The organism is Leuconostoc kimchii IMSNU 11154 (assembly GCF_000092505.1).
Lineage (GTDB): Bacteria > Bacillota > Bacilli > Lactobacillales > Lactobacillaceae > Leuconostoc > Leuconostoc kimchii.
The window spans coordinates 511,178-530,935 of sequence record NC_014136.1 but is presented as its reverse complement, the minus strand read 5'-3'; the positions used below and the strand labels follow the sequence as shown (position 1 = coordinate 530,935).

The following is a 19,758-nucleotide window of genomic DNA, read 5'->3' as shown; positions in this document are numbered from 1 at the left end:
ATAAACCCTATTTGAAAGTGAGAAAATATGATACAGTTAATTTTGTCTGACCTTGATGAAACACTACTTAATGATGATGGTTCAATTAATCCTAAAAATATTGACGCCATTGCACGTTTTACAGAAAATGGTGGTTACTTTGTACCAAATACGGGACGTTCGTACAAATCAGTTTTTGGTACATTGGAAACGCTTGGCCTAAACAAGAAAACACAGTACGTTGTGTCATATAACGGCGGAGCAATTGTTGCATTAGAACCTGATGGTAGCGAAAAAGTAATCGCACAACATGCCATGCCAATTACGCTCGCTCGCAAAATTTTTCGATTAGGGCAGATTCAGGCGGATATTGATACACATATTTACACATTAGATAAACTGTTCATTTACAATATCTCACCATCAGATAAACAATACATGTCAGATCGTCAGGTACCTTACACAGCCGTGGAAGGGGATGATTTATCATTTTTAGCCAACGAATCGCCAATCATGAAAGTTATCTTTGAACATCCTGATCCCGCTGTTCGAGAAAGAATTGCAGCATCTGTGACAAGTGAGGTTGGAGACGAAGTGCTATTGACGTTTAGTTCCAATCGATATGTCGAGTTCAATCCAAAAGGCGTTGATAAAGGTGTTACTGGTTTGGAACTAGCAAGAATATTAAACATTAAACGTGAGGATACTGCAGCATTGGGCGATAATTTAAACGATGCAGCACAGATTAAGGCTGCTGGTGTTGGTGTCGCTGTTGCAAATGCAAAGGCAGAAATTAAGGCAATTGCGGATGTCGTGTTAACAACAACAAATAATGAAGCGGCAGTAGCTGATTTTATTGATCATATTTCGGGTACAGTTCATGATTAAAAACTTAACAGCACGTGTCTTACTTGGTGTTTCTACATTTATATTGTTTGTCATTATTTTCTGGTTAAGTTATAGTCAGCATTGGTCGTTAGGCTTGACAATTAGTTTGGTCATTGTGTTAATGATTATTATTAATATAATCTTTACATGGCTTTTCTGGCAGACAAAAAAGCAGCGTTTAAATGAAGAAAAGGATGATTAATTTTGCTTAAGTTAACACAAGTACCTACGCCCAAAGAACTTTGGCGGCGTATCTTAAATTTTATTATTATCGTCCTGTTGGTCATGGTTACACCTGGATTTTTGGGTATTGCATCAATACAACAAAATGCTTGGTTGCAATTATTTTGGGCTTTGATGATGTTTTTAGCTTATGCAGCTATTGGTTATTACGCTTTTCGGTTGTTGAAAGCAACAACACCTGGAAAAATATTTCATAAGCCAAATATACGCAATTGGCAACATATGTGGTACATTATTGGTATCTTTGTTGTTATGATTGTCATGGAAATGCTGATTAGTGCTTTACGTATAAAATTCACGGGCGTTACAACGACTGAAAATCAAACAGCCATTCAAAACTTAACTTCAAATTTAAATGTCACAATGGGAGCTATGATTATCTATGGGGTTGTGTTAGCACCAATTGTTGAAGAAATTATTTTTCGTGGTTTAGTGATTCACTATTTTTTCCGACAGTCGTGGTGGTGGGCAAGTATTATTTTGTCAGGGTTATTATTTGCTTTTCCACATATGGGGACTGTGCCATCTAACTTAGCTGATGCTTTAAGTTATTTAATTTATACGGTTATGGGAATGGTCATGGCGTATGTTTATAAAAAAACGGGTAACTTACAGGATAGTATTACCATTCACTTTATTAATAACGCGATAACCATGTTCCCTTTGTTAGTTATCGCCATTGTGAAAGGTCTGAATTAATTGTGACAGACTACTTTTGATCAAGTAAAAAGCGTCAAGAAGATATTGTATCTTCTTGACGCTTCTTGTTTTCCTAAAACTGTAACAAATCTTTTGGTGTATGTGTAAAAGGCACAAAGCCAGATCGACTCATATATCCAGAATCTTCAATACGAACGCCAGCAATGCCTGGTATGTAAATACCAGGTTCAATCGAAAATGCCATACCTTCTTGTAGCGTGACGTCATTTCCTGCCATAATTGATGGAAATTCGTGGACAGAAGAGCCTAGGCCATGACCAAGTCGGTGTACAAAATATTGCCCATAACCAGCCTTTGTAATGACGTGCCGAGCAATGGCGTCTAATTCGTCTGCAGTCATACCAATTTTCGCATGTGATTGCGCAGTCAATTGTGCTTCCAAAGTGATAGCGTGAATTTCCCTTGCTTTGGCATCTACATTTCCAAAGGCAACCGTACGTGTAGCATCTGAGGCGTAACCTTCAGACATGGTGCCGAGATCAAACAAAGCCATGTCACCTGATTTTAGAGTGCGTGTTGATGTTGCGCCATGTGGATCTGCTGCATGTTGACCAAACTGCAGTAAAGTTTCAAAACTCATTGCGGAAACACCTGATTTTTTGAGTTCATACTCAATCGTTGCCACAACGTCTAATTCCGATACACCAGTTGTTAGGGCGTTAAATCCGATACTAAAGGCACGATCGGCATCACGACCTGCATCAACCATATGTTGGATTTCAGTGGCAGTCTTGATGAGCCGTAAATGATTAATTTGGTCGGTTATATCGCTATTGAAATTTGCGGTGGGGTAGGCTTCTTGTAACTGTTGAAAACGCGAAAGTGTTAAATGGTCAGCTTCGATAGCAAAAGATTGACCATAAGTTGCATTTTTAAGATGTTGTGCTAATTTTTGCCAAGGATTTTCTTGGTCCTCGTAACCAAATGCAGGAAATGACCAGCCGCTGGCAGTCATGCTGTGTACTTCAAGGGCTGGGCCAAACAAAAAAGGCTCATGATCAGGTAAGATGACTAAAGCTAAAACACGTTCAATGGGATCGGATTCAAATCCCGTTAAATAAGAGATACTATGGAAGTTGGTTAAAATTGCGCCTGAGAGTTTTTGCGCATTTATCCAGGCTGTTAAGGTAGCGATTTTTTCTGTATTCATTAAAAATTCCTCGTAGTTTATATTAATTACATTTTAACACTGTTATAAGAAAAATTCTTTTCTTGTAACAAACAGTAAGAACAATGAAAACTTATAAAATCGGTGTTGTAAGCGTTTGCAAATTGTTTTTTTTTTGATATAATAGATAGAGGTATATTGATGAATTAACATGACAATAATTACAAAGTAGAAAAAATAAAGTTAAAAGAAGGTTCTCTCATGCAAAAAAAAAGCTCAGCAACAATATATGATGTCGCTCACCGCGTAGGTGTTTCATTAGCAACGGTATCACGTGTGGTGAACGGTAATAATAATGTTCGTGAGTCAACAAAACGTAAAGTATTAGATGCGATTGAAGAATTAGGTTATCATCCCAATGCAGTCGCACGTGGATTAGCGTCAAAAAAGACAACAACTATTGGTGTTGTTATGCCTGACGTCACAGATATGTACTATTCAGAGCTTGCACGTGGGATTGATGATGTTGCTAATATGTACCATTACGATGTTTTGTTAACTAATACAGACGAGGATCCTGTTCGTGAAACGATGGCGGTTAACAATTTAGCTAGCAAACAAGTTGATGGTATTATTTTTATGGGTAATGAGTTAGAGCGAGAAGTGTTAAATACCATTGCAGGTGTCGATGCGCCCGTTGTTTTAGCTGGGTCTGTTGATGGTGAAGGCAAGTTGCCGAGTGTTAATATTGATTATGTTGAGGCAATTAAAGAAGCAACAACAACAGTTATTAAAAATGGACACGATCGTGTTGCGATTGTTACTGGTCCTGTAACACATGCAATTAACAGTCTACACCGCATTTTTGGGTATAAAGCAGCCTTGGAAGAGATGCAAATAGCATTCGATGACACCTTGTTATTTGCGACCCATCAAGATTATTCTGCAGGATTGCAAGTTGCTGAGAAAATTGTGTCTGCTGGCGCGACAGCTGTCATTGCCTATGATGATGAAGTTGCAGTCGGTATTATGAACTACTTACGTGATAATGGTAAAAAAGTACCCGAAGATTTTGAAATTATTACTTCTAACGATACTAAATTCACACTTGTCACACGACCTGAAGTAACGTCTATTGGTCAGCCAAAATATGATATAGGTGCAGTTGCTATGAGAATGCTGACTAAGTTAATGAATAATGAGATTATTGATGATACGCAAATTAAATTGCCACACACATTAGAACGTCGAGGGACGACACGTAATTAGTATGTTCATCTTAAAGAAATATAACGGTAACAATTGACATTTATTTGTAAAAAAAGTAAACTAATAAAAGTGGTTTACTTTTTATTTTGAACAAATTACTAGGGAAGGTTTCTGTCTCAAATGATTAAAAGACGTTACATTGCTGGATTTGATGGACTACGTGCAATTGCTGTGATAGGCGTGCTTGCGTTTCATTTGATGCCATCTAAAATTGTTGGGGGATGGCTTGGTGTACCATTGTTTTTTGTTCTGTCTGGCTATCTTATTACAGATATACTTATTCAAGAGTATGATCAAAATCATTTTATTGCACCCCTAAAATTTTATATGCGTCGTTTAAAGCGGCTTTATCCGGCTTTAGTTGGTATGTTGTTGATGACAACTACGGTTATTTTGTTATTTGATCAACAATTAATTTATAATTTACGTCGTATTTTATTAGCAAATTTAGTCTATCTATATAATTTTTGGGCTATCAGTAACGGTGAATCTTATTTTCAGCAATTTGGTGGTGCTTCACCGTTTACACATCTTTGGTCTTTGTCAATTGAAGGGCAATACTACTTTATTTGGCCATTTGTCGTTTGGGGTGTTTTGAAATGTCGTTTCAAGCGAGAATATGTTGCATTGACTTTGTTTTTGTTGTCGATTGCGAGTGCGGCTTTGATGGCGATATATTACCAACCAGAAAATATTAATCGTGCCTATTACGGTACCGACACACGGTTATTTGCTATTTTGTTAGGGTCAAGTTTAGCATTTGCCTGGCCATCTAGTAAACTACAAAAAGATATCACTGTGCAAGCTAAGAAAATATTAAACAATACAGGCTTAATTGTTTTTTTGATCATGATTAGTGGGTTTTTGTGGCTAAACGGCCAACAGAATGTGACGTATTATGGTCTGATGTATCTTTTTACTGTGGCAATTGCTGTACTTATCGGTGTCATTGCTCATCCGGCTTCATGGTTTTCTAAGGCACTTAACAATAAATATTTGAATTATATCGGGACACGCAGTTATAGTATCTATTTGTATCAACTACCTGTATTTGTTTTTTATGAAAAATTTGTACCGAATTACAAACCAACAACTTTAAACTTAATCATTGAAGTGATTCTTGTACTTATTGTCAGTGAGTTGAGTTATCGTTACGTTGAAAATAGTTTTCGTTATACTGTTAAAATAAAAAATGCAATGCATCGACTCACGATGTCTAGAAACCTTTTTTTTGGCAGTTTGACACTTGTACTCATTTTTATTTTATTTATCGGACAGGGTGTTTTGGACCCAAGGGCTGGTCAGGATCATCCAGAAACAAAGCTGCAGAAAAAACTTAAGAACAATCAATCTGCGGTGGCTAAACAAAACGCTGCTGCAGAAAAAAAATCAAACACAGTAAATGATAAGACAACAAAATTGACGGCCGACGAGAAGTCATTAATTGCTACCTACGGATTGAAGCAAAAACAATACATCGCTTTCAAGGATATGCCCTTCAAAGCAATTGGAGATTCTGTCATGCTTGATGCAGCACCATTTTTGCAAGAAATTAATAAAAATATGGTAGTCGATGCCGAAGTTGGACGTCAATCGTATGAAACGCCCAAAATTGTTGATCAAATGGCAAAGCAAGGTAAGTTAGCACCAAATATGTTAATTGGCTTGGGAACAAACGGTGAGATTAAGCGTCAGGATTTGGATCATATGATGAAATCGTTTGGTTCAAAACGTCAGATTTATTGGATGAATAACTTTGTCCAAAGTCGGCCGTGGCAAAATGACAACAACAATATGCTGGCTGATGCAGCAAAAGATTATAAGAATTTGCATGTCATTGATTGGTTTGGACTCGCAGAGCAGCATGTAGATTGGTTTGCTGATGACGGGGTCCATCCCGGTGCAATAGGAGATAGACAGTATGTTCGCCTATTGGTCGAAGAAGTTGGACGCGTTAAGCATATTGATTAAATAGTACTTTTATGATCACTGGCCGACCGATAAACGAAAAAATAGGTCGTCGAAAAAATATTTACGAGTTAATAATATTTTTGGGGCTTTACATCCATTTTTATTAGCTTAAAATAAGAAGTAATAAAGAACGGAGGAAGCGTGTGTATTAAACACGTAAATATAAAACGATGAGTAGTTTATATCAACACGGTACGTTAGCAATGTTAATGGGGAAGCAGATGCAGGGGACAGCCTCAGTTGCTGAATTATTGGCACACGGTGATACTGGTATTGGTACTTTTGAGGGCTTGGATGGTGAAGGTATTATTTTGGATGGTAAAGTCTATCAAGCCTTAAGTAATGGTCAAGTTGTTCAAGTGACGGATCAAGATGTATTATTGCCATTTGTTTCTGTACATTTTCATGAGCCAACAGAAGTTTTGCCTTTTTCAGAGGTAGATTTTGGCACGTTAAGTTCAAAATTAGAAAAATTTCAATTAGATAATATTTTTGCAGCAATTAAATTTCACGGCAAATTTTCACATGTGCACACGCGTGTAGTTGCTAAACAAACAATACCATTTCCAAGTTTATTAGATGTCTCAAAAAACCAACCCGAATTTCATAGAGATGATGTCGCTGGTACCTTAGTTGGCTATTATGCACCTGAGATATTTAATGGACCAACTGCTGCTGGTTGGCACGTACATTTTTTGTCAGACGACAAAAAATTTGCCGGGCATGTTTTGGATTTTTCTGCAACAGAAGTAGATGGGACATTGCAGTTGTTTGATGATTTTATTCAGCACTTACCAATTGATAATGCTGAATTCCGTGATATGTCACTTGATTTGGATGGGTTGTCGTCGGGCATTAAGGCCAGCGAAGGAAGGAAAGCGTAAAATGGTGCAAAAACCATTAGTTATCGGTATTACCGGTGGATCAGGTTCAGGTAAAACAACGGTTAGTCGCGAGCTTGTGCGTCGCTTAATAGAAGATGGTTCATCTGCTATTTTGCTACAGCAAGATTCATATTATAAGGAACAATCTGATAAGCCAATGTCTGAGCGTGTTTTGACGAATTATGATCATCCTGATTCATTCGAGACAGATTTATTTGTTTCGGACCTGCGTCGGCTGTTACGCTATGAGACAATCAATAAACCAATATATGATTATGAGAATCATACACGTTCTAAAGAAGTTGAGCATGTTGAACCAGCTGATGTGTTAATTGTTGATGGCGTCTTGTTATTCAATGACGAAAGAGTCCGTGATATGCTTGATATGAAAATATTTGTTGATACTGATGATGATATTCGCTTTTTAAGACGCTTGGAACGAGATATTGATGAGCGTGGGCGAACCGTACGTGGCGTTATTGAACAGTATTTGGCAACTGTGAAACCGATGTATCATCAGTTTGTGGAGCCAACTAAGCGTTATGCTAATATTATTGTGCCAGAGGGTGGCGAAAACCTCGTAGCAATTGATATGCTTACAAACCAAGCCAAGGCGATGCTGAAAAAAAACAATACGGTTTGAAATCAGATGTTGTGAAACAAAAATAAAATGCCTTGCTAAAGACTAGCAAGGCATTTTAATGTGCACGGGTTTCTTCAATGACATGACGCATGGTATCAACTACATGCTGTGTTTTTTGTGATAATTGTGAACCTACTATGGTGAATAGGGTATCAATGATTGTAATTTGAGCAATTAGGGAACTCATGGATTCACTACGGAAATTAATTTCCTCAGCAAGAGATAATAAAACAAGGTCTGCAATTTTTGCCAATGGTGAGTCAGCAAAAGAGGTGATCGCAATAATTTTAACGCCATTTTCTTTGAGCTTTTGGGCAATTAATAATGTATCTTTGTTACGCCCAGAATGTGAGATGACAACTGCGGTGTCATGGTTGTTCAGTTTAACTGCCTGCATCAACTGAATATCATAATCTGGGTGGGCAATCACATCTAGCGGTGTGCGTAAAAATTTGTGGTAAGCATTAAAGGCAACCAGAGAAGAGCCACCAATACCAAAAAAACCGACGCGTTTAGCAGCAATTAAATAATGACTGGCCTTGTCAAGTGAGTCAGCAGTCAAGTTATTAACCGTAGCATTCAAGGCATTACTTGCTCCCGCAAACACTTTTTGACCAATTGCTTTAACATCGTCATCATCAGTAATTTCGCCAAAGAAGCCAACGGTATTTGTGGTTGACGATGCACTTGCTAAAGCAACTGAAAAGTCGCGAAAGGAGTCAAAACCAATTTTTTTAGCAAAACGAGAAATTGTAGCTGTAGACACGCCTGAACCAATAGAAAGCTCCTGAATGGTCGATTCTCGTGCACGCTTTGGGTCATTAATAACATAGTCAATGAGTTTGTTTTCGGTACGATTAAATTGTTTTTTTTGAGCGCGGAGTTGCGCAATAATGTCACGGGCCATAAGTTATACTTCCTATATGATATCAATCGCGTTAATAGACTGACAACAATAAATATATAGTTAGTATATTAAATGTCGTCATATTAATATACTAACTATACAAGATTAGAAAACTTTTTACAATAACGGGGTTGCAATATGTAAAAAATTTTCATATAATTAAAGAGTAATACAAATACAAAAAACATAAGAGGTAAGTAAACCATGAAGTTTGCGATGATCGGCCTTGGTAAGATGGGCTTGAACTTGGTAAAAAACGCTGTTGACAATGGTCACGAAGTTGTTGCATTTGATTTGAATGCTGATTTCGTTAAGGCGGCAACTGATTATTCATCATCAATCGAGAGCGCATCAGACATCGATGATATGTTGTCAAAGTTGCCTTCACCTAAGGCTGTTTGGGTAATGGTACCAGCTGGTGTACCAACTAACTCAACAATTGATACTTTAATTGAAAAGATGGACAAGGGCGACATCATTATTGATGGTGGTAACTCTAACTATAAAGACAACTTAGAGCAAAACAAGCGTACAACTGCTGCAGGTATCAAGTTCTTTGATGCTGGGACGTCAGGTGGTATGAATGGTGCTCGTAACGGCGGTAACTTCATGATTGGTGGAGATGACGCCGAAGCATGGAAGATTATCGAACCATTATTCAAGTCAATTGCTGAAGAAGACGGTTACTTGTATACAGGCCGTTTGGGATCAGGACACTACTTGAAGATGGTCCACAACGGTATCGAATATGGTATGATGCAAGCGATTGCTGAAGGTTTCGAAGTATTGGAAGCTTCTCAATTCGACTACGACTATGAAGCTGTTTCAAAGTTGTGGAACCACGGATCAGTTATCCGTTCATGGTTGATGGAATTGGCTGAAGAACAGTTTGCCAAGGATCCACATTTGGATGCCATCGCTGGTCGTATGCATTCATCTGGTGAAGGTAAGTGGACAGTTCAAGAATCATTGGACTTAGAAGTGCCAGCACCAGTGATTTACTTGTCATTAGCAATGCGTTATCGTTCATTGCAAGATGATACATTTACAGGTAAAGTTGTTTCAGCATTGCGTAATGGCTTTGGTGGACATGCAATGGATTCTGCTAAATAATAATATAAAGAACTGTTCAGTGTTTGAACAGGAGCTCCCGTAAGGGAGCTTTTTCTGTATTGAGTGAATATTGTCCAACGGTTAGCAAGGAGTTGAGGTAAAAATATGGAATACATGATTGGTGTGGATTTAGGAACAACATCAACAAAAGCAGTTTTATTTAACGACCAAAATCAGGTTGTCACAACTGCTAACAAAGCTTACCCGTTATATCGTGATTTACCAGATATGGCTGAAGAAGATTTAACAGAAATTTTTGACGCATTAATAGCCGCCTTACATGAAGTTGTCGGTCAAATTAATTTTGAATCGGGAGATACATTGGCTGCCGTGTCATTTTCATCAGCAATGCATTCACTTATTGCTTTTGATGCTAATTGGCAACCATTAACGCGTGTCATTACCTGGGCAGATACGCGCGCTGTAAAGTATACGGAAGAGTTAAAAGCATCAGGTCTAGGACATGAGATTTATAAGAAAACAGGGACACCGATTCATCCGATGGCACCTTTGTCAAAACTATTATGGCTTAAGGCTGAACATGCTGATATTTATAACAAAGCGGCACATTATCTTGGCATTAAAGAATATTTGTTCCATCGCTTGTTTAATGCCAACAAGATGGACATTTCATTAGCCTCTGGCACTGGTTTATTTAATATCTTTAATCTCGATTGGGATGATCAAGCGCTCGAAGTAACAGGTATTAATCGTGCGCAATTACCACAACCAGTTGAGCCATATGACTATGAAACACATATGGCTACTGAATATGCCACAGCAATTGGTTTACCTAGTGACACACCATTTATATACGGTGCTGGTGACGGACCGCTATCTAATTTGGGCGTTAATGCCGTAAAACCAGGTGTTGCGGCCATTACAATTGGTACTTCAGGTGCTATTCGTGTTGTTTCTGATAAACCAGTTATTGATCCAAAAGGGCGTACATTTACCTATGCTTTAGACAAAACGCATTGGGTTGTTGGTGGACCAGTTAACAATGGTGGCGATGTTTTCCGTTGGGCGCGTGACAATATGTTTGATGCTGAAAAATCAACAGCTGCATTGCTGGGAACCGATGCTTATGATTTGATGACAAAAATTGCTTCACGTGTTCCTGCAGGTTCTGCAGGACTCATTTTCCATCCTTACTTAGGTGGTGAGCGTGCACCAATTTGGGATGCTAATGCGCGCGGCTCGTTTTTCGGATTAAACCATGGACATACGAGAGCACATATGTTGCGATCGGTGCTTGAAGGCATTACCTTTAATGTTTATATGGTTAGTCTAGCTTTAGAAGAGGTAGTCGGAGAGTTACATTCTATTCAAGCCACGGGCGGATTTGCCCGTTCACCATTATGGCGCCAAATGTTTGCTGATATTTTTGAGCAACCAGTTACTGTACCTGAAGCGTTTGAATCTGGCTCGTTGGCTGCTGTTATCGTTGCACAAAAGGCCTTAGGTAAAATTGATAATTTATATGATATTTCAAAATATATTGGTTCTTCGAATACTTATCAACCCTTACCTGAAAATTTTGAAGCTTATCGAGAATTAGCACCAATATTTATTCGTTTGTCTCGTCAACTACAAACAGAATATGAAAATATTGCCAATTATCAACGAAAACATACAAAATAATTCATTAAAATAAATTAATTTAGGAGAAAACGTGTTATAGAGAAACACGTTACATAAAACACATGGAATTCGTCATGTTGATCGTATCAATTTTGATTTTGTTACTTCTTATTGCAAAGTTTAAATTAAATACGTTCGTTTCGTTAATTATAACTGCTTTTATTTTGGCATTGTTGCTTGGTATGAAGCCAATGTCAATTCCCGATGCTGTTCTTGGTTCTCAAGGCGTTGGGAATATATTAGGACCAAACTCAGTTATCTTTATTTTTGGAGGTATGATTGGTCGGTTAGTTGCCGATGCGGGTGGTTCATATCGTATAGCTAAAACATTGATTGATTGGTTTGGTGTTAAAAGGTTACAATGGGCCGTTTTAATTGCATCATTCATTATTGGTATTTCGATGATTTTCGGTGTTGGCATGGTCTTGTTAATACCAATCGTGTTCGCTGTTGCTATTGAATCTGGCGTACCGTTGCTATACTTAGGTGTTTCAATGACGGCAGCATTATCATCAGCTCAGGGATTTTTGCCACCACAGCCAGCACCGACAGCCGTTGCCTCTGCTTTGGGTGCAAATATTGGCATGATGCTCATATTTGGTTTGATTGTATCGATTATCACAGCTATTGTTGCTGGGCCTATGTTTACAAAACTTGCACAAAAGTATGCACCAGACGCTTTTCAGTTTAAAACAGAAATTGCTGCTGTTGGGCCAGTTAAGGAGTATGACTTAAAGACAACACCTAACTTCGGATTATCTGTGTTAACTTCAGTATTTCCTTTAATATTTATGATCATTGCTACGATTTATAAATTGATTTATACAGGTGGTGTCACACCTAAAAATCCAACATTGTTGGATCAAATCATTGAATTTGCTGCTAATCCAGCGGTTGCCATGACTATCGCTTTAATATTTGCCATCTTTACAATGGGTATTTTGCAACACAAGTCAATGACTGAGGTTAGCAAGTCGTTAAACGCCGGTATGACATCAGTTGCCGGCATTCTATTGATTGTTGGTGGTGGTGGTGCTTTACGAGGCGTATTGGTAACGTCTGGTTTGTCTGATAAAATTGCATCTACTTTCCAATCTGGTGGTGCAATGAGCCCCATTGCTATTGTTTTGTTTGCATGGGCTGTTGCAGCTATTTTAAGAGTTTCAGTTGGATCTGCAACTGTAGCTGGAATGACTGCTGCTGGAATTGTGACGGGTATTTTAGCTGCTAACCCAGGTAATACATTATTACCCGTATTTGTTGCCTTAGCGATTGGTGCTGGTTCATTAATTGCATCTCACGTCAATGATGCAGGATTTTGGATTTTTAAAGAATTTTTTGATTTAACTGTTAAACAAACATTTCAAATTTGGACTGTTTTAGAAACGATTATTTCTGTCACTGGCTTAATTATTATTTTAATTTTAACAGCTATATTTGCTTAGCCTAAAGAACTAATGATGTATCCTGAAAGTTAAAGTGATTTTGGGGATATCTTCACCCGTTAATAAATAAAAAACTAAAATAGAAAAACCAGTGATTATTTGAAAAAAATAATCACTGGTTTTTTAATTATAAAGTTATTATGCAAAACATGGTAATGTTTAAATCTTAATATCGTTTTTCAAAAATGGTAACTTGGCGCGTAAAAATGGTGTGACCCAACGATCCAAACCGAGTTTACCAGAATTATATCCGCCAATCAACAATAAAGCACCTATAAAAATAAAAGTGGGATTTACTGATACGACACCAGCACCAAGGTATGAAAAATTCATAACGAGCCCAAAGAATGCTGCTGCTAAAGTTAATGTACCAAACAGTAGGCCCAAACCAACTAATAACTCTCCCCAAGAGACCAAGAAAGAAAAAGCAGCTGTTGATTTACCATGGTTAGTTGAAAAGTTTAAAAACCAGTCATACCAGGGAAATGCGACGGTTTTATCTGGTGTCAATACTGGATTTTTAATTGCCCCTATAATCAACCCAGATGCATCAAAGCCACCTTTAGCTGTTATTTTCGACCAGCCATCAAGTGTCCATTGATAACCTAGATAAACACGTAGGATTGTTAAAATCCACATTGCAGTTTTTGAATTGCGTAGCCATTGAATCATAATATATTCTCCTATTATTATTTACAATTTCTATACGTAATATCTATTACAATTAGTAAGTATACAGAGCGTTTTGTGAAATGTCAAACAATTTGTTTTTAACGATATCTCAACCGAAAAAAAATATTAAACTGATAAAAATGGCATGAAATATTATGAAAGATGATCTGAATCAATCTAATTTTTAGCATGCTATTTGCTTGATGTTGTATAGTATATTTTTTGAACGGTGGGTTATTCAAGTATGGCTATTTGATATGTTATGGTAAATATGCATATTTTTACGAATTTAATACAAAAATTAGCTTGCATTGCAGATATATTAGTTTCAATAAATTATGATTTTTAGCTATTGTGGTTGATTATTTTATTACTGAAGCCTAACAAAAGTAATAATTTGATGGGCATAAACTTTAAATTTATGGGGAACATTGACAACAAAATTAGAAAATGTTAATATATTAAAGTAAGTTTTATGAAGTTGAGGGGACAAATATATGTCAGAATCAAAGCCAAAGACAGGATGGTTACACAAAGCAACGCCAGCTAGTTTTGTATCAAGTGATCGGCATCTACGTAAAACGTTGGGTGTTAAAGAAATGTTAGCTTTAGGTATTGGGACGATCGTATCAACGGCAATTTTCACGTTGCCAGGTATTGTAGCGGCGAACCATGCTGGCCCAGCCGTTGCAATTTCCTTTGTTATTGCTGCTATTGTTTCAGGGTTAGCTGCGTTTGCCTATGCTGAATTTGCTTCAGCGTTGCCGTTTGCAGGTTCTGCCTATTCGTGGGCCAATGTTGTTTTTGGAGAGGTCTTTGGCTGGATTGCTGGATGGGCACTTTTAGCGGAATATTTTATTGCTGTTGCGTTTGTCGCTTCCGGTTGGTCAGCAAACTTTAAATTATTTCTTGGATCACATCATTTGGTCCTTCCGCCTGCTTTGGCTGGATCGTTTGCTGCTGGACACGGTGGCGTTATTGATATTGCTGCACTATTTGCTGTTTTAGTTGTAGCTGTCTTATTGTGGCGTGGTACAAATACAACTGCTCGCGTTGAAAATGTGTTGGTTGTTGGTAAAGTAATCGTTATTTTGATTTTCATTGGTGTGGGGTTAACGGCAATACATCCTGGGAACTATGTACCATTTATTCCAGCACATAAGCCAGGAACGGAATTTGGTGGTTGGTCAGGAATTTTTTCAGGAGCGTCTCAGATCTTCTTAGCGTATATAGGTTTTGACTCGATTGCATCTAGTTCTGCCGAAGCAAAAGATCCTAAAAAAACAATGCCACGTGGTATTATTGGATCGTTAATTATTGCTACAATATTATTCGTAGCGGTTGCACTTGTCTTGGTGGGAATGTTCCACTACTCAAAATATGCTAATAATGCAGCGCCTGCCGCTTGGGCGTTATTACATTCAGGACATGAATTCACGTCTAACTTGTTGTCTGTTGTCGCGTTATTAGGGATGTTTACAGCCATTATCGGCATGATGTTAGCAGGATCACGTTTACTTTATGCTTTTGGACGAGATGGCTTGCTCCCAAGTTTCTTAGGAAAAGTAAATGATAAAGGGTTGCCTAACAATGCCTTGTTAGTATTGTCTGTCATTGCTATTTTAATTGGTTCCGTGTTTAGTTTTACTGAACTAGCTGGTTTAATTTCTGCTGGTACGTTGATTGCTTTTATCATTGTGTCACTTGGCATTTATGCCTTACGTCCCCGTGAAGGGAAAGATATTCAGGAACCTGGTTTTAAAATGCCATTTTACCCAGTGATGCCAGCTTTGGCAGCTTTGGGGTCTGGATTTATTTTCTATGAATTAGATAATCAAGCAAAAATGTATGCTTTTGGTTGGTTCGTAATCGGTCTTATTATCTATGCCATTTATGGATCTAAACACAGTAAACTATCTCAAAAAAAATGAGACGAAAAGTCCTGATTTGACAGGGCTTTTATTGTACATAAATTTAGATGCGAGGGAGTCGTATATGTCGGAAAATAAAAAAATTTTAGACGAAGAGAAAATTATTTTAGCAGATGCAACACGTGTTAAATATTTTGATATTGTGATTGATCATGGACAAGGCGCTATTATTTCCGATGCTGACGGTAATGATTATATCGATTTATTGGCGAGCGCTAGTGCAACAAATATTGGGCATTCACATCCAAAAGTTGTTGCAGCTATCTCAAATCAAGCTAAAAAATTAATTCAGTATACACCGGCTTATTTTGCTAATCCAGTGACTGCATTATTAGCAAAACGTTTGGTAGATATCACACCGGGTAACTTTCAAAAGCAAGTTGCTTTTGGTAATTCAGGTTCAGATGCTAATGATGCAATCATTAAATTTGCAAGAGGCTACACTCATAGGTCCTACGTCGTTAGTTTTACAGGTGCTTACCACGGATCAACCTATGGCTCTATTTCTATCTCTGGTGTTAGCTTAAATATGACCCGAAAAATTGGTCCGTTATTGCCAAATACGATAAAAGTACCATTTCCAGATCAGAACCAGCGAGCAGTTGGTGAGAGTGATGACGACTTTTCAGATCGTTTGTTCAAGCAGTTTAAGTTGCCATTTGAGACCTACTTACCAGCTGATGAAGTTGCCTTAGTGATTATCGAACCTATTCAAGGGGATGGGGGTATCATTAAAGTACCACAAAAATATATGTCACTGGTTTATGAATTCACGAGAGAACATGGTATTGTATTTGCAGTAGATGAAGTCAATCAAGGGCTAGGACGTACTGGAAAAATGTGGTCGATTGATCATTTTGGTATCGCGCCTGACATGATGAGCATAGGTAAATCATTGGCAAGTGGTTTACCGCTTAGTGCAGTTGTTGGCCGTAAGGAGATTATGTCGAGCTTGTCTGCACCGGCTAATGTTTATACAACAGCGGGTAATCCAGTAACCGCGGCTGCTGCTATGGCAACACTGGACGTTCTAGCAGAAGAAAATCTGGTTGCGCGTTCTGAAAAACTAGGTGAATTAGCGCGAGACTTTTTTGAACAAGCAGCGCATAGCTACTGGTTTATTGGGGATGTTCGTATATACGGTTTAAATGGTGGTATTGATATTGTTGATGAAAAAGGCCAACCAGATAATCAAGCAACAACGAAATTAATTTATCGTATTTTCCAACTTGGCGCTATAATGATTAGTTTACGTGGCAATACACTACGTTTTCAGCCACCTTTGGTTATTACGGAAGCGCAATTGAGCCAAGCGTTTAAAATATTGACCCAAGCATTTAATGAATTAGAGGCAGGAACGTTGTCCTTGCCAGAAACTGATAATCATATTGGTTGGTAATGTGCTATAATAATCTAAGAAATCTGGATATATAAAATTTTGAGCTCGATCATCAGAAATGTGTTGGTTAATGTAAAACACACGGCAGTAATTTTGTGCTCCCAGATTGTACTACTGTGACTAAAAAGTTACCGCGACTCAGCGTTATGAGCTATGAAGGTAAAGATGACAGATCATTACAAATTGCGGTGGCACCACGGTAACACGTCCGCATTTTGTTTTGGTCTTTTTATAATTAAATCCGGGAGAATATATCAATGAAAGAATTCAGTTCTGCAGAAGTACGTCAAATGTTTTTAGATTTTTTTGCTTCAAAGGGTCATGAAATTGTACCTTCTAAAAATCTCATTCCACAAGATGATCCAACGTTATTGTGGATTAATTCTGGTGTGGCAACCTTGAAAAAGTATTTCGATGGTTCAGTTATACCAAATAATCCAAGAATTACCAATGCACAGAAGGCCATACGAACCAACGATATTGAAAATGTTGGAAAGACAGCTCGCCATCACACATTATTTGAAATGATGGGTAATTTTTCTATTGGCGATTACTTTAAAGATGACGTTATTCCTTGGGCGTGGGAACTGTTAACTAGTCCAGAATGGTATGGTCTGGACAAAGAACTGCTATATGTGACTGTTTATCCAAAAGATCAGGAGGCCAAAAAGATTTGGCAAGAAAAGACTGATATTTCAAACGACCATATTTACGAAGTAGAAGATAACTTTTGGGATATCGGCGAAGGACCTTCTGGTCCTGATTCAGAAATTTTCTTTGATCGTGGTACGTCGTTCCAAGATTTGCCTGACAATGATCCAGAAATGTATCCTGGTGGCGAAAATGAACGTTACTTAGAAATTTGGAATATTGTATTTTCTCAGTTCAATCATTTGCCTGGTTTAACTGATAATTCACAATATCCAGAATTACCACACAAAAATATTGATACTGGCATGGGACTGGAACGTCTTGTCTCTGTTTTTCAAAATGGACGAACTAATTTTGATACGGATTTGTTTTTGCCAATTATCCAAGCCACATCAGAATTATCCAATAATTTTGTGTATGACAGTAATAAAGATTCAGATAGCAACACAAGCTTTAAAGTCATTGCTGACCATATTCGAGCGATTACTTTTGCTATTGGTGATGGTGCGTTGCCTTCGAACGAGGGGCGTGGCTACGTGATTAGAAGATTGTTACGCCGAGCAGTGTTACATGGACAAAAATTAGGTATTCAAGGTGAGTTTTTAACGACGTTAGTGCCAATTGTAGGCGAAATTATGAAAAGCTATTATCCGGAAATTTCGGAAAATACGGCTAAAATTCAAAAAACCATTGCTGCAGAAGAAAAAAGGTTTAATGCAACATTAACGGGTGGCCTTGCGTTATTGAACGATGTCATTTCGGATGTTAAATTGGCTGGTAAGACACAACTATCTGGTGCTGTCGCGTTCAAATTATCTGATACTTATGGTTTTCCGCTAGAACTCACACAAGAACAAGCCTCTGATGCAGGTTTGACTGTTGACGTCGTTGGTTTTAATGAGGCCTTGCAAGCACAACGTACACGTGCACGTGCAGCGCGGTCAACTGATAAGTCAATGGGCGTGCAAAATGCTGTATTAACGGACCTTAAAGTCCCTTCAAAATATGTTGGTTGGTCAGAGACAGCTGTTGATGGTGCAGAAGTTGTAGCTATTATTGGTCAAAATGAGACAGGAATTGACGCGTTACTTCAGACAGCAGTAGCAAATAGTCAACTACAGTTAGTATTTGATACAACACCATTTTATGCTGAAATGGGCGGTCAAGTCGCTGATTTTGGTGATGTTTTAAATGATGAAAATACGTTAATTGGAAAAATTATAGATGTTCAGAACGCGCCAAATGGTCAACATATCCATACAGTAGAAGTTTTGTCTGATTTTAAATTAGGTGATAAGGTTAATCTTCGTGTTGATATGGCACGTCATACGGCTGTATCTAAAAACCATACGGCAACGCACATGCTTGATCAAGCACTGCGTAATGTGATTGGTGGTGATATCCATCAGGCAGGCTCATTGGTAGAGCCCAAGTATTTGCGTTTTGATTTTACACATGAAGGCCCAGTTAGTGAGGCTGATTTGGATGCAATTGATACGCTAATCAATGCAGAAATTGCCAAAAATTTGCCGGTTTCATGGTTAGAAACAGATATTGAAACTGCTAAAAAAATGGGCGCGGTTGCTGTTTTCGGTGAAAAGTATGGCGAATTAGTACGTGTTGTTTCCATTGGTGAGTTTAATAAGGAATTTGATGGCGGCACACATGTTAATGCCACTTCAGAACTAGGTTTGTTCAAAATAGTCTCTGAATCTGGTATAGGAGCCGGTATTCGCCGTATTGAAGCTGTGACTGGACTGCAAGCTTTGGCATTATATAAATCAGAAGAAAAAGCATTAAAAGAAATTGCCAATGCGGTAAAGGCGCAAAAACTGACAGAGGTACCGACAAAGGTGGCGGATGTACAGACAGAACTCAAGGCAGCGCAACGCATGATTGAATCACTCGAAAAACAGTTAGCAAACGCGGCAGCTGATGATGTATTTACTCATATTGAAACGATTAATGACCATTCATACATTACAGCTAAATTACAAGTTTCTGGTATAGACGGTTTAAGACAAGTGGCTGATAATTGGAAAGAAACTAAGCCATCTGATATCTTAGTTTTGGCGGCTGATGTCGATGGTAAAGTGAATCTCATTGTGGCAGCATCACCTGATGCAAATGCCGCTGGTATCAAGGCTGGCGATCTTATTAAAGCTATTGCACCAAAAGTTGGTGGTGGTGGTGGTGGTCGTCCTGATATGGCACAAGCGGGTGGTAAAAATCCAGCTGGTATTGATGCTGCGTTCGCTAGTGTGGCTGATTTCTTAGCAGAAATTTAAGGT

16 protein-coding genes are annotated in these 19,758 nt (G+C 38.1%); 13 read left to right on the top strand and 3 right to left on the bottom strand.

Features of this window, described 5'->3' with window-relative positions; translation table 11 throughout:
- Positions 1-27: 27 nt before the first annotated feature.
- Genes LKI_RS03090 through LKI_RS03080 form a run of 3 tightly spaced genes read left to right on the top strand, consistent with a single transcriptional unit; the run spans position 28 to position 1,809 of the window.
- Positions 28-867 carry a Cof-type HAD-IIB family hydrolase gene (locus LKI_RS03090; protein WP_013102693.1) on the top strand — a complete coding sequence of 280 codons (840 nt, stop codon included), beginning with the start codon at positions 28-30 and terminating at the stop codon, positions 865-867.
- Positions 860-1,069 (top strand): hypothetical protein, encoded by a 210-nt coding sequence (locus tag LKI_RS03085; RefSeq protein WP_013102692.1) that lies wholly within the window; start codon positions 860-862, stop codon positions 1,067-1,069. Before LKI_RS03090 ends, LKI_RS03085 begins: the two co-directional genes overlap by 8 nt.
- 2 nt (positions 1,070-1,071) lie before the next feature.
- Complete coding sequence (locus tag LKI_RS03080) at positions 1,072-1,809, top strand: CPBP family intramembrane glutamic endopeptidase (RefSeq protein WP_013102691.1); 738 nt, start codon at positions 1,072-1,074, stop codon at positions 1,807-1,809.
- 73 nt (positions 1,810-1,882) lie between these two features.
- Here LKI_RS03080 and LKI_RS03075 read toward each other — a convergent pair whose 3' ends face one another.
- On the bottom strand, positions 1,883-2,980 hold the full coding sequence (locus LKI_RS03075) for a M24 family metallopeptidase (RefSeq protein ID WP_013102690.1): 1,098 nt from the start codon (positions 2,978-2,980) through the stop codon (positions 1,883-1,885).
- Positions 2,981-3,199: 219 nt separating this feature from the next.
- Here LKI_RS03075 and ccpA point away from each other — a divergent pair, with 219 nt between their 5' ends.
- From ccpA to udk, 4 genes are all read left to right on the top strand, one after another.
- Complete coding sequence (gene ccpA, locus LKI_RS03070; RefSeq protein ID WP_013102689.1) at positions 3,200-4,207, top strand: catabolite control protein A; 1,008 nt, start codon at positions 3,200-3,202, stop codon at positions 4,205-4,207.
- A 120-nt stretch (positions 4,208-4,327) separates the two neighbouring features.
- Positions 4,328-6,178: an acyltransferase family protein gene (locus LKI_RS03065; protein WP_013102688.1), complete on the top strand. Its 1,851-nt coding sequence runs from the start codon at positions 4,328-4,330 to the stop codon at positions 6,176-6,178.
- Between the two features lie 170 nt (positions 6,179-6,348).
- On the top strand, positions 6,349-7,062 hold the full coding sequence (gene budA / locus LKI_RS03060; RefSeq protein WP_013102687.1) for an acetolactate decarboxylase: 714 nt from the start codon (positions 6,349-6,351) through the stop codon (positions 7,060-7,062).
- 1 nt (position 7,063) lies between these two features.
- Positions 7,064-7,705, top strand: coding sequence for a uridine kinase (udk, locus tag LKI_RS03055; protein WP_013102686.1), 642 nt, complete (start codon positions 7,064-7,066; stop codon positions 7,703-7,705).
- A 55-nt stretch (positions 7,706-7,760) separates the two neighbouring features.
- Here the strand turns inward: udk and LKI_RS03050 are convergent, their stop codons facing one another.
- Positions 7,761-8,612 carry a MurR/RpiR family transcriptional regulator gene (locus LKI_RS03050; protein WP_013102685.1) on the bottom strand — a complete coding sequence of 284 codons (852 nt, stop codon included), beginning with the start codon at positions 8,610-8,612 and terminating at the stop codon, positions 7,761-7,763.
- Between the two features lie 204 nt (positions 8,613-8,816).
- Here LKI_RS03050 and gnd point away from each other — a divergent pair, with 204 nt between their 5' ends.
- From gnd to LKI_RS03035, 3 genes are all read left to right on the top strand, one after another.
- Positions 8,817-9,725 carry a phosphogluconate dehydrogenase (NAD(+)-dependent, decarboxylating) gene (gene gnd / locus LKI_RS03045; RefSeq protein ID WP_013102684.1) on the top strand — a complete coding sequence of 303 codons (909 nt, stop codon included), beginning with the start codon at positions 8,817-8,819 and terminating at the stop codon, positions 9,723-9,725.
- Positions 9,726-9,830: 105 nt separating this feature from the next.
- Positions 9,831-11,369, top strand: coding sequence for a gluconokinase (gene gntK, locus LKI_RS03040; protein WP_013102683.1), 1,539 nt, complete (start codon positions 9,831-9,833; stop codon positions 11,367-11,369).
- A gap of 62 nt (positions 11,370-11,431) precedes the next feature.
- Positions 11,432-12,814, top strand: coding sequence for a gluconate:H+ symporter (locus LKI_RS03035; RefSeq protein WP_013102682.1), 1,383 nt, complete (start codon positions 11,432-11,434; stop codon positions 12,812-12,814).
- 159 nt (positions 12,815-12,973) lie between these two features.
- On the opposite strand, the gene LKI_RS03030 is transcribed toward LKI_RS03035, so the two are convergent.
- Complete coding sequence (locus tag LKI_RS03030; RefSeq protein WP_013102681.1) at positions 12,974-13,486, bottom strand: DoxX family membrane protein; 513 nt, start codon at positions 13,484-13,486, stop codon at positions 12,974-12,976.
- Between the two features lie 497 nt (positions 13,487-13,983).
- On the opposite strand from LKI_RS03030, the gene LKI_RS03025 reads away from it, so the two are divergent.
- The 3 genes from LKI_RS03025 (at position 13,984) to alaS (ending at position 19,755) form a co-directional block, all read left to right on the top strand.
- Positions 13,984-15,417: an APC family permease gene (locus LKI_RS03025; protein ID WP_013102680.1), complete on the top strand. Its 1,434-nt coding sequence runs from the start codon at positions 13,984-13,986 to the stop codon at positions 15,415-15,417.
- A 64-nt stretch (positions 15,418-15,481) separates the two neighbouring features.
- Positions 15,482-16,816 carry an aspartate aminotransferase family protein gene (locus LKI_RS03020; RefSeq protein WP_013102679.1) on the top strand — a complete coding sequence of 445 codons (1,335 nt, stop codon included), beginning with the start codon at positions 15,482-15,484 and terminating at the stop codon, positions 16,814-16,816.
- Between the two features lie 257 nt (positions 16,817-17,073).
- Entirely contained in the window at positions 17,074-19,755 is a 2,682-nt protein-coding gene (gene alaS, locus LKI_RS03015; protein ID WP_013102678.1) for an alanine--tRNA ligase, read from the top strand.
- Positions 19,756-19,758 lie beyond the last annotated feature (3 nt).

What these genes read in the sequence shown, in the direction of transcription:
- LKI_RS03075 (WP_013102690.1), bottom strand. Translation starts at nt 2,980, where the DNA reads ATGAATACAGAAAAAATCGCTACCTTAACAGCCTGGATAAATGCGCAA.
- LKI_RS03050 (WP_013102685.1), bottom strand. Translation starts at nt 8,612, where the DNA reads ATGGCCCGTGACATTATTGCGCAACTCCGCGCTCAAAAAAAACAATTT.
- ccpA (WP_013102689.1), top strand. Translation starts at nt 3,200, where the DNA reads ATGCAAAAAAAAAGCTCAGCAACAATATATGATGTCGCTCACCGCGTA.
- LKI_RS03020 (WP_013102679.1), top strand. Translation starts at nt 15,482, where the DNA reads ATGTCGGAAAATAAAAAAATTTTAGACGAAGAGAAAATTATTTTAGCA.
- LKI_RS03085 (WP_013102692.1), top strand. Translation starts at nt 860, where the DNA reads ATGATTAAAAACTTAACAGCACGTGTCTTACTTGGTGTTTCTACATTT.
- budA (WP_013102687.1), top strand. Translation starts at nt 6,349, where the DNA reads ATGAGTAGTTTATATCAACACGGTACGTTAGCAATGTTAATGGGGAAG.
- LKI_RS03035 (WP_013102682.1), top strand. Translation starts at nt 11,432, where the DNA reads ATGGAATTCGTCATGTTGATCGTATCAATTTTGATTTTGTTACTTCTT.
- gnd (WP_013102684.1), top strand. Translation starts at nt 8,817, where the DNA reads ATGAAGTTTGCGATGATCGGCCTTGGTAAGATGGGCTTGAACTTGGTA.
- LKI_RS03065 (WP_013102688.1), top strand. Translation starts at nt 4,328, where the DNA reads ATGATTAAAAGACGTTACATTGCTGGATTTGATGGACTACGTGCAATT.
- gntK (WP_013102683.1), top strand. Translation starts at nt 9,831, where the DNA reads ATGGAATACATGATTGGTGTGGATTTAGGAACAACATCAACAAAAGCA.
- LKI_RS03030 (WP_013102681.1), bottom strand. Translation starts at nt 13,486, where the DNA reads ATGATTCAATGGCTACGCAATTCAAAAACTGCAATGTGGATTTTAACA.
- alaS (WP_013102678.1), top strand. Translation starts at nt 17,074, where the DNA reads ATGAAAGAATTCAGTTCTGCAGAAGTACGTCAAATGTTTTTAGATTTT.
- LKI_RS03025 (WP_013102680.1), top strand. Translation starts at nt 13,984, where the DNA reads ATGTCAGAATCAAAGCCAAAGACAGGATGGTTACACAAAGCAACGCCA.
- udk (WP_013102686.1), top strand. Translation starts at nt 7,064, where the DNA reads ATGGTGCAAAAACCATTAGTTATCGGTATTACCGGTGGATCAGGTTCA.
- LKI_RS03090 (WP_013102693.1), top strand. Translation starts at nt 28, where the DNA reads ATGATACAGTTAATTTTGTCTGACCTTGATGAAACACTACTTAATGAT.